Genomic DNA, 9,805 nt, shown 5'->3' with positions numbered 1-9,805 from the left:
TCGCGGGCAAGCTCCGCTCCCACAGATCCGCGTTTCACCACAAGAACGTGTCGGGCGCCGGCATGCGGTTCGACACGCGACCCACCGAAAATTTCTTGCTTCGGTAAATCTGGTCTACATTTGAACCTGATAGAACGATAAAGCACTCAGGATTAACACTAAGTGCCTTCGGTTCTATCGCAAGACGTTCAGGCGACACCTTTAAGAACACCATCGTTTGCCACACCGCCAGGTGGGCATGCAGCACGACGGCATTGTGTGATTAGCCGTATCTGTCCCCTTTCAAGATTTTCTTAGAATGGTACGGATGGGTGCTTTCATGCAGCCTTCAGATGACGACGATGATGTTGCGAACCTGATGGGAAAGTTCGGCGCCAAGGCCGACCGCTATCGGGAAATCGAGGTGGCCCGGGTCTTCACCGAAACGCCAGCGCCTCCCCCTGCGGCGCCCCAACCTCCAGCGTCCACACCGATCGAACCTGCCTCGCCGCCGCTCGTCCAGGCTGATGCCGTCGCGCCTGGAAAAACCACCACCCCATCCTTGCGCACACTGCTCCACGATCTCGCCCGGCAACGCCAGGCCCAGGTGACGCAGCCACATCAGGAGCCCCACGTCGCGGCCCAGGTCATCGCGGTAGTCTCGACCCGCGGCGGCGTCGGCCGCAGCACCCTGGCCAGCCTGCTGGCGATTCTGCTCAACGGTGCCGACCGGCAGGCCATCGTCCTCGAACTCGACCCACAGAATGCCCAGCACCAACATCTGGGCATCGGCCCGCAAACATCAGGCATCTGCCAGGCCAGCCTGGAACGGCACAGCTGGCGCGAACTGGCCCAAACCGGCTATGCCAATACCCGACTGCTGGCCTTCGGCGAGAGCGACTCAAAGCAGTTGCACGCCCTTGAACAGGAACTCAAGGACAACCCCCACTGGCTCGCCCAACACCTGGACGAACTGGGGCTGGGCGAACATGACACGCTGATCATCGATACACCCGCCGGCACCAACGTCTATCAGGACCAGGCCCTGTGCATGGCGAATCTCATCATCGCGGTGATTCGCCCGGACGCCGCCTCCCACGCCACCCTCGAGCGACTGATTGCCTCGCTCAAGCCCCATCTGCAAGGTGAACGGCACACAGCCTGCTGGTTCGTGATCAACGGCGTGGATACCTCCCACGCCTTGTCCGTGGACATCGCGCAGATCCTCGAAAACCAACTGAAAAGCCAATTGCTCGGCACGGTCATCTGGGACGACGCCATCGCCGAGGCGCTGGCCTATGAATGCAACCCGTTCGAGCAATCCGCCGAATCCCGTGGCTGCCAGGACATCCTGGCCATCGCCGACAAACTCCACGATCAACTGGAGTCACAGCGCCCATGACCTTCGAACGCCGCGTCAATCGCCTGCTCGGCACTTCCCTGCGACACATGCGCCAATGGTCCACGCCCTTGCGCCTGGGCCTTGTCCTGGGTACCGCGATACTCTGCGCCGTGGTCCTGGCGGGGGTGATCAGCGCTCCCGCGGACCTGCTCCAGCAAGCGCTGTTCGGCCTCGCCTGCCTGGTCGCGGTGCTGGTCTTGCGCCGCCTGCCCGGTCGCCTGCCGATCATCGCAATGATCAGCCTGTCGCTGATCGCCTCACTGCGCTACATGTACTGGCGTCTGACCGAGACCCTGGAGCTGGAGAGCCTGCACGACATGCTGTTCGGCTATACCCTGGTGCTGGCCGAGCTCTATGCGCTGCTAGTGCTGGTGTTCGGTTACGTGCAGACCGCCTGGCCGCTCAAGCGCCGGCCAATCCTGCTCAGCGAGGATCCGCGGCAATGGCCCACTGTCGATGTGTTCATTACCACCGTCAACGAGTCGCTGGAGATCGTCAAGATCACCGTATTCGCCGCGCTGCGGATGAACTGGCCGGAGGACAAGCTCAAGGTCCACGTTCTGGATGACGGCCACCGCGAGGAGTTCCGCCTGTTCTGCGAGAGCGTCGGTGCCCACTACCTGACCCGCGACAACAACCTGCACGCCAAGGCCGGCAATTTCAACGCCGCGCTCAAGGTCACCCACGGCGAATACATCGCCGCCTTCGACGCCGACCACGTGCCCTCGCGCTCCTTCCTGCAAATCAGCATGGGCTGGTTTCTCAAGGATCCCAAGCTGGCCATGGTGCAGACCCCGCATGTGTTCTTTTCCCAGGACCCCTTCGAAAAAAATCTCAAGACCTACCAGACGGTCCCCAACGAAGCCGAGTTGTTCTACGGGCTGGTGCAGGACGGCAATGACCTGTGGAACGCGGCGATGTTCTGCGGCTCCTGCGCGCTGATGCGCCGGGCACCGCTGGAAGCCATCGGCGGGATGGACGAAACGACACTCACCGAAGACGCCCATACCTCGCTGAAACTCAACCGCGCCGGCTACAACACCGCCTACCTGGCGCTGCCGCAAGCCGCCGGCATGGCCACCGAGAACCTCTCGCGGCATATCAACCAGCGCGTGCGCTGGGCCCGCGGCATGACGCAGATTTTCCGCACCGACAACCCCATGCTCGGACGCGGCCTGAGCCTGGGCCAACGCATCTGCTACAGCAACGCCATGCTGCACTTTTTCTATGGCTTCCCGCGCCTGGTGTTTCTCACCGCCCCCTTGGCCTATCTGATTTTCGGCGCACAGATCTTCCACGCGGCGCCACTGATGGTGGCCGCCTACGCGGCGCCACACCTGCTGCTGGCCAACTTGACCAACTCGCGCATCCAGGGCCGTTTCCGCCATTCGTACTGGAACGAGGTCTACGAAACGGTGCTGGCCTGGTACATCCTGGTACCGGTGCTGATGGGCATGCTCAAGCCAAAATCCGGGCACTTCAACGTCACGGACAAGGGCGGTGACCTGCATCCAGACTTCTTCGACTGGAAGATGGCACGCCCTTACATCGTGCTGCTGGTCCTGAATATCGCCGCAGTGGCGTACGGGATCTACGACTATCTCGGGGCCGATGTCACCACCGATGAAACGGTACTGCTCAACCAGGTCTGGGCGCTGTACAACACCATCATGTGCGCCGCCGCCATCGCAGTCGCCAGCGAAACCCGCCAGGTGCGGGCCGAACCCCGGGTCGAGGCGCAGCTGCCGGTCGGCCTGCACCTGGCCGACGGCACGGAGTATCACAGCCTCACCCAGGACTTCTCGCAGCACGGCCTGGGCCTGAAGCTCGCGCAAGGTCAATCGATCCCCCTCGGCACGCCCCTGCGGGTCTCGCTGGCCCGCCATCAGCAGCACTATCACTTCGACGGCAGCGTGGTCTTCAGCCGTGACAATGTGGTCGGCATCCATTTCGACCCGATGACCTTGAGCCAGCAAAGCGACCTGGTCCACCTGACCTACTCACGCGCCGACACCTGGGCGCGGAACTGGGGCACCAGCACCCCCGACTCGCCGCTCATGGCCCTGCGCGCAATCAGCGTCATCGCCTTGCATGGCCTGTCCGAGTTGCTCAAGGCCACCCTCAGATTACCCGGCCAGGCGCTCGAACGGCGGCGCGCCGACACCTCTCCCTCCGCACCTGCCCTGGACACGCCATGAGCCCGACATTCTCCGCTGGCAGCGATGGACGCTGCATTCGTTACGCCCTCCTTTTGCTGGTCTGCTGTGGCATCTATCCGGCCTCCGGCGCCAGCGTGACGCAAACGGACAACCGCGTCAGCCCCGCCGGCATCAGCCAACCCCAGGCGCTCGCCAGTGACAAGAACAGCTACAGCCTGACCTTCAAGCAACTGGGCCGCCGCGACCCCATGTACCTGCGTGGTGTCGAGTCAACCGACAGCGTCGACTTCGGGATTCGCGCCGACCAGGTGGTGACCGGTGCCCAGGTGGTCCTGCATTACGGCTATTCGGCGCTGATGCTGCCCGAGCTGTCGCAGATCAACGTGCTGGTCAACGACAAGGTCGCCGCCAGCCTGCCGCTGCCCCGGGAACAGGCCGGCAAGGACCTGGAACGGGTGGTGGAGATCCCCGCGCGACTGATCACCGACTTCAACCGGCTGGACCTGCAACTGATCGGGCACTACACGATGCAATGCGAAGACCCGTTGCACTCGAGCCTGTGGGCCAGGGCCAGCAACGACAGCCAACTGATTATCCAGTATTCGCCCATCGCCCTGAAGAATGATCTGGCGCTGCTGCCAGTGCCGTTTTTCGACCGGCATGATGCCCGCCCGCTGGTCCTGCCCTTCGTCTTCGATACCTCACCCAGCCCCACCAAGCTGGAAGCCGCCGCCGCGCTCTCCTCCAAGTTCGGCGCCCTGGCCGCCTACCGTACCGCGACCTTTCCCGTCAGCGTCGGGCAACTGCCGGCCAAGGGTAATGCCATTGTCCTGGTCACCCACCGTGAGGCCCTGGCGCTGGGCGAGCTGTCGAGCAACGCCGCCAGCGGTCCCAGCGTGACCATGATGACCAACCCCAACGACCCCTATGGCAAGTTGCTGGTAATCAGCGGGCGCAACGACGCCGAGCTGAAGACCGCCGCCTTGGCCGTTGCCCTGGGCAGCAAGTCGATGTCCGGCGCCACCGCGCTGATCGACCACCTCGACCCGCTGCCGGTCCGCGTCCCCTATGACGCGCCCAACTGGCTGCCGACCGACCGGCCGGTGAAGCTCGGCGAACTGGTCGACGCCCGGCAACTGCACGTCTCCGGCTACAGCCCCGAGGACATCATCATTCCGCTGCGCCTGCCGCCGGACCTGTTCGAATGGCGCGGGCGCGGGGCGCCGCTGCTGCTCAAATACCGTTACACGCCCCAGCAATTCTCGACCAATTCGGCGTTGTTGGTGCACCTCAACGATCACCTGGTGCGTTCGATGCAATTGCCCTCGATCCCCAACCTCAATGGCGGCCCGGCCCTGCTCGACTGGCTTAAGAAAGATGACAGCCTGCCTCGTGAAGCCAACATGTTCCTGCCTCTGGACATCGCCACCTTCGAGTCGCAGCTGCAAATGCGCTACCTGTACGACTATGTCAAACAAGGCGAGTGCCGGGACGTTATCGTCGAAGACATGCGCGGCCAGATCGAAGGCGATTCGACCCTCGACCTGAGCGGCCTGGACCACTACACCGCAATGCCCGATCTGGGCAAGTTCCGCGACAGCGGCTTCCCCTTCACCCGCCTGGCCGACCTCTCGGAGACCGCGGTGGTGATGCCCGACAGCCAGGAGCCCGCCACCCTCAGCGCCTTCCTCACCGTGCTCGGACGCTTCGGCGAATCCACCGGCTATCCGGCCACCGGCCTGCAGGTGATCCAGGCCCGCGATGTCGAGGCGGCCAGCGACAAGGACCTGCTGGTGTTCGCCACCGGCAGCGACCAGCCCCTGATCAAGCAATGGGCCGACGCGTTGCCGGCCCGTAGCGAAAGCGGCCGGCACTTCTTCGACCTGAGCGACCTGGCCCTGCGCATCCACGACTGGTTCAGCCCCGACTCGCAAGCGGCGGTGCGCAAGACCCGCACCACACTCGCCTGGTCGGGCAGCGGCACACCCTACCTGGCGGGCTTCGAGTCGCCACTCAAAAGCGGCCGCAGTGTGGTGGTAGTCGCCAGCAGCGACCCGGCACGGCTGACCGAAGTGACCGCGGCGATGATCGGCGGCGATGACTACAAGGATCTGATCCAGGGCCGCCTGGCAGTGATCCAGGACAAGCAGATCACTACCCTGACCGCCGACCAGCCGTACTACGTCGGCCACCTGGGCTGGTTCCGGCACTTGCAGTTGCTGCTGTCGCGGCATCTGAGCGGGATGCTGCTCGCCGTCCTGATCGGCTTCGTGCTGCTCTGCGCCTTGATCTTCCTGGGCCTGCGCGCCCAGGCCAAACGGCGGCTGTCGTGAATTCGCGGCGCGGGAGAACCGCCATGCGCCATACCCTCACCCTGACGTTGCTGTTTGCCCTGGCCAGTACCGCCCTTCAGACCCGGGCTGACGACCCACAGGCGCAACTGATCGAGCAAGGGCGCTACTGGCAGTCGCAGAACAACCCCGATCGGGCCATCGACGCCTGGAACAAGTTGCTGCTGATCGCCCCCGACCGACCGGAAGCGCTCTATGGCCTGGGCCTGAGCAACGTCCAGCTCAAGCATCTGGAGGAAGCGAAAAAATACCTCGCCCGTTTGCAGGCGCTGGTGCCACAGCCCCGTCAGGCCCAACAACTCGAACAGGACATTGCCCTGGGCAGCGATGACCAGGCCCGACTGCTGGCCCAGGCCCGGCAGTTGGTGGACGCCGACAAATACGACGACGCGGTGAAGATCTACCGCCAACTGCTCGACGGTCGCCAGCCCCAGGGGGCATTGGCCCGCGAGTATTATTACCTGCTGGGTTACACCAAGGGCGGCGAACAGGAAGCCCGCGCCGGTCTCGAACGACTGCTGCGCGAGCGCCCGGACGACCGTGCCGTGGCGCTGTTCCTGGCCAAGCACATGGTCCGCAACCTCGACACCCGGGCTGAAGGGATCCGCCGCCTGGCGCTCCTCGCCAAGGACAAGGATGTCGGCGGTGACGCCAACGAAACCTGGCGCTTCGCCCTGACCTGGATCGGCCCGCCGGCGCCGACGCAAGTCCCGCTGTTCGAACAGTTCCTCGCCGCGCACCCGGACGACAAGGAAATCCGCGACCTGATGAACAAGGGCAAGACCCTGGCCCGCAGGGGTGCGGCATCCGCCCGCAAAGCGCCCGCCTGGCAGCGCGACCCGCAAGATGCCCAAGGCCTGCAGGCACTCGAAGGCGGTGACCTGGTCGCCGCCGAGCAGGCGTTTCAAATCCGCCTCAAGGAGAAACCCAACGACCCCGACGCCCTCGGCGGCCTGGGTGTCCTGCGGCAAAAGCAGGAGCGCCTGGACGAAGCCGAGGACTTGCTGCAGCGGGCCACCCGACTACCCGGCGGGCACCCCTGGAAACAGGCGCTGGACAACGTCCGCTACTGGCGGCTGATGGCTGGCGCGAGCGAGGCGCAAAAAGCCGGACGCCAGGACCAGGCGCGGCAAATGATCGAACAGGCCGCCAGCCAGAACCCCGGTGAGCCGGCCAGCCAGGTGGCACTGGCCAACTTGCAGGTCGAGCAAGGCCAGTTGGCCCAGGCCGAAGCCAGTTACCGGCGCATCCTCGCCAGTCATCGCGACGATCCCCAGGCCCTGGGCGGCCTGATCGCGGTGCTCTCACAGCAGGGTAAATCCGATGAGGCGCTCAAGCTGATCGACTCGATCCCGGCAGCGGCCCAGGCCCGCCTGGGCTCCACGGTGTCCATCCGCTCGTTGCGCGCCACCCAGGTGGCGCGGCTCGCCGAACAGCGCGGCGACCTGCGTGCCGCCGAGCAAGCCTACCGCGAGGCGTTGGTGGACGACCCGGGCAATACCTGGACACGTTTTGCCCTGGCGCGGATCTACCTCGGGCAAGGCCGTACCCAGGCCGCCAAGGACCAGGTCAATGACCTGCTCAAACGCCACCCCGACCAGCCCGACGCGCTGTACACCCGGACCTTGCTCTCGGCCCAACTGGGTGAATGGCAGGACGCCCAGGCCAGTCTCGCGCGCATCCCGCCGGCCCGGCGCAGCCGCGAGATGGACGAACTGGGCAAGGAAATCGCCCTGCATGTGCAGACCGAAGCCGCCGTCGACAACCTCAGGCGCGGACAACGCCAGGAGGCCCGGGCCCTGCTGGCCCGCAGCCAGGCGCTGACCGCCGGCAAGCCGGAGCGGGTAGCGATCCTGGCCTCGGCCTATATCGACGCCGGGCAGCCACAACAGGGCGTAGCCCTGATGCGCGACCTGGTGGAGCGCTCCCCCAGCCCCGACGCCAAACTGCAACTGCTGTATGCCGACATCCTGTTCAAGGCCGACCAGGACAGTGATGCCGCGGATATCCTGCGCGCCTTGCAAGGATCGCGTTTCAACGAGGCGAATCGTCGGCACTATGCCGAGCTGGTGAAACTCTACCGCATCAAACAGGCCGACCAGTTGCGCGAGAAGGGCAATCTGGCCGGGGCCTACGACATCCTCAAGCCGACCTTGAAGCAGTACCCCCACGACACCCAGGCGGTCTCGGCACTGGCGCGGATGTATGCCGCCAGCGGCAACAACGCCAAGGCCATGGCCCTGTATAAGCCCCTGCTGCAGAACGACCCACGCAACGCCGACCTGCAACTGAGCGTGGCCAGCCTGGCCGCCCAGGACCATGACTACGCCCAGGCCGACAAGTCCCTCAGGACCGCCCTGGCGCTCAAGCCGGGGGTGCCGAAAGTGCTGACCAGCGCCGCCGGGACCTACCGCGCCATGGGCAAGAGCGCCGAAGCCGCCGAGCTGCTGCGCCAGGCCGTGGCCATCGAAGGCGGTCAACGCCGCGACGGCCAGCCCCAGGGCAACCTGGACGACGACAGCGACAACCCTTTCCGCAATCAGTCCGGACAACCGCGCCGAAGTGCCGCCCATGCGGCCGATCCGCTGATGCCAGGCAACGAGGCGGCCGATACGATGCCGCCCGATCCGGCCCTTGCACCACAGCTCTACAGTTCCTCGGACGCCGTGCCCGACAGCGGCCTGGACAGTGACCCGGCCCCAAGCGGCAACCCCTTTGCCCCCGGTCGCCGTTCAGACGATTCCGCGCGCCTGAACCAGAGTCCGGCGCAACTGGCCCTGGATGAGATTCTCCAGGAGCGCAGCGGTTATATAGCCCAGGGCCTGAGCGTGCGTAGTAACAACAATGAATCGGGTCTGAGCAAACTGACCGATGTTGAAACCCCCTTCGAAGCCAATCTGCCCGCCGGTGACAATCGCGTGGCGCTGCGGGTGACGCCGGTGTCGCTGCACGCCGGCAGTGTCCGGAGCTATAGCCTCACGCGCTTGGGCAGCGGCTTGCCCAGCGGTTCCCCAGGTTCGCAACAGGCCAACGGTGTGGGATTGGCGGTGGCGATGGAAAATCCGGAGCACGGCATCAAGGCCGATATCGGCGTCAGCCCGGTGGGTTTCACCTACAACACCGTGATCGGCGGCGTGAGCCTGGACCAGCCGCTGGTGTCCAGCCCCAACATGCACTACAGCATCGCCCTGTCGCGGCGCCCGGTCACCGACAGTCTGACCTCTTTCGCCGGGACCGAAGACCGGCGAACCGGCGTGAAGTGGGGTGGCGTGACAGCCAACGGCGGACGCGCCCAGCTCGGCTACGACGACCAGGAAGTCGGGGTCTACGGCTACGGCGCCCTGCACAAGCTGATCGGCAACAACGTCGAGTCCAACACCCGCGCCGAACTCGGCGGCGGGATCTACTGGTACCTGGACAACCAGCCCGACGACAAGCTGACCCTGGGCCTGAGCACCACGGCCTTGTCCTACGAGAATAACCAGGGTTTCTTCACCTACGGCCACGGCGGCTACTTCAGTCCACAGACGTTCTTTTCCGTGGCGGTTCCGGTCACCTGGTCGCAGCGCTCCGAGCGCTTCACCTACAAGCTCAGCGGCGCGGTGGGGGTCCAGCATATCGACCAGAAAGGCGCCGACTATTTTCCCGGCCACAGCGCCGAGCAGGCCGCCAACAACCTCTCCTATCCGGGCCAGAGCAGCACCGGCATCGGCTACAACCTGAATGCGGCGGGCGAGTACCGGCTCGGTTCGAACGTGCTGCTCGGCGGTGCGCTGGGGGTGGATAACGCCCAGGATTACCGCGAGGTGACCGCCGAACTGTACCTGCGCTACCTGTTCGAGAGGATGACCGGGCCCATGGCCTTGCCGGTCAGTCCATATCGTTCGCCCTACTCCAACTGATCACTGGGAGCA

Annotated in this window: 4 protein-coding genes; all 4 read left to right on the top strand. The window is 65.0% G+C overall.

Features of this window, described 5'->3' with window-relative positions; genetic code table 11:
* The first annotated feature begins 319 nt into the window (after positions 1-319).
* The 4 genes from bcsQ to M5B99_RS25690 are packed head-to-tail and all read left to right on the top strand — an operon-like array spanning position 320 to position 9,793.
* A complete protein-coding gene (gene bcsQ, locus M5B99_RS25705; protein ID WP_248806688.1) occupies positions 320-1,381 on the top strand; it encodes a cellulose biosynthesis protein BcsQ in 1,062 nt (353 codons plus the stop codon).
* Positions 1,378-3,579 carry a UDP-forming cellulose synthase catalytic subunit gene (gene bcsA / locus M5B99_RS25700; protein ID WP_248806687.1) on the top strand — a complete coding sequence of 734 codons (2,202 nt, stop codon included), beginning with the start codon at positions 1,378-1,380 and terminating at the stop codon, positions 3,577-3,579. Before bcsQ ends, bcsA begins: the two co-directional genes overlap by 4 nt.
* Positions 3,576-5,873: a cellulose biosynthesis cyclic di-GMP-binding regulatory protein BcsB gene (bcsB, locus tag M5B99_RS25695; protein WP_248806686.1), complete on the top strand. Its 2,298-nt coding sequence runs from the start codon at positions 3,576-3,578 to the stop codon at positions 5,871-5,873. The genes bcsA and bcsB overlap by 4 nt, the downstream gene beginning before the upstream one ends.
* 23 nt (positions 5,874-5,896) lie before the next feature.
* A complete protein-coding gene (locus M5B99_RS25690) occupies positions 5,897-9,793 on the top strand; it encodes a cellulose biosynthesis protein BcsC (protein ID WP_248806685.1) in 3,897 nt (1,298 codons plus the stop codon).
* Positions 9,794-9,805 lie beyond the last annotated feature (12 nt).

Source organism: Pseudomonas sp. MWU13-2100, from assembly GCF_023242365.1.
Classification (GTDB): Bacteria; Pseudomonadota; Gammaproteobacteria; order Pseudomonadales; family Pseudomonadaceae; genus Aquipseudomonas.
Note: the sequence above shows the minus strand (reverse complement) of the source record. Positions and strands in the feature narration are given on the sequence as shown.

Coding starts and splice junctions, on each gene's coding strand:
- bcsQ (WP_248806688.1), top strand. CDS start 320: ATGCAGCCTTCAGATGACGACGATGATGTTGCGAACCTGATGGGAAAG.
- bcsA (WP_248806687.1), top strand. CDS start 1,378: ATGACCTTCGAACGCCGCGTCAATCGCCTGCTCGGCACTTCCCTGCGA.
- bcsB (WP_248806686.1), top strand. CDS start 3,576: ATGAGCCCGACATTCTCCGCTGGCAGCGATGGACGCTGCATTCGTTAC.
- M5B99_RS25690 (WP_248806685.1), top strand. CDS start 5,897: ATGCGCCATACCCTCACCCTGACGTTGCTGTTTGCCCTGGCCAGTACC.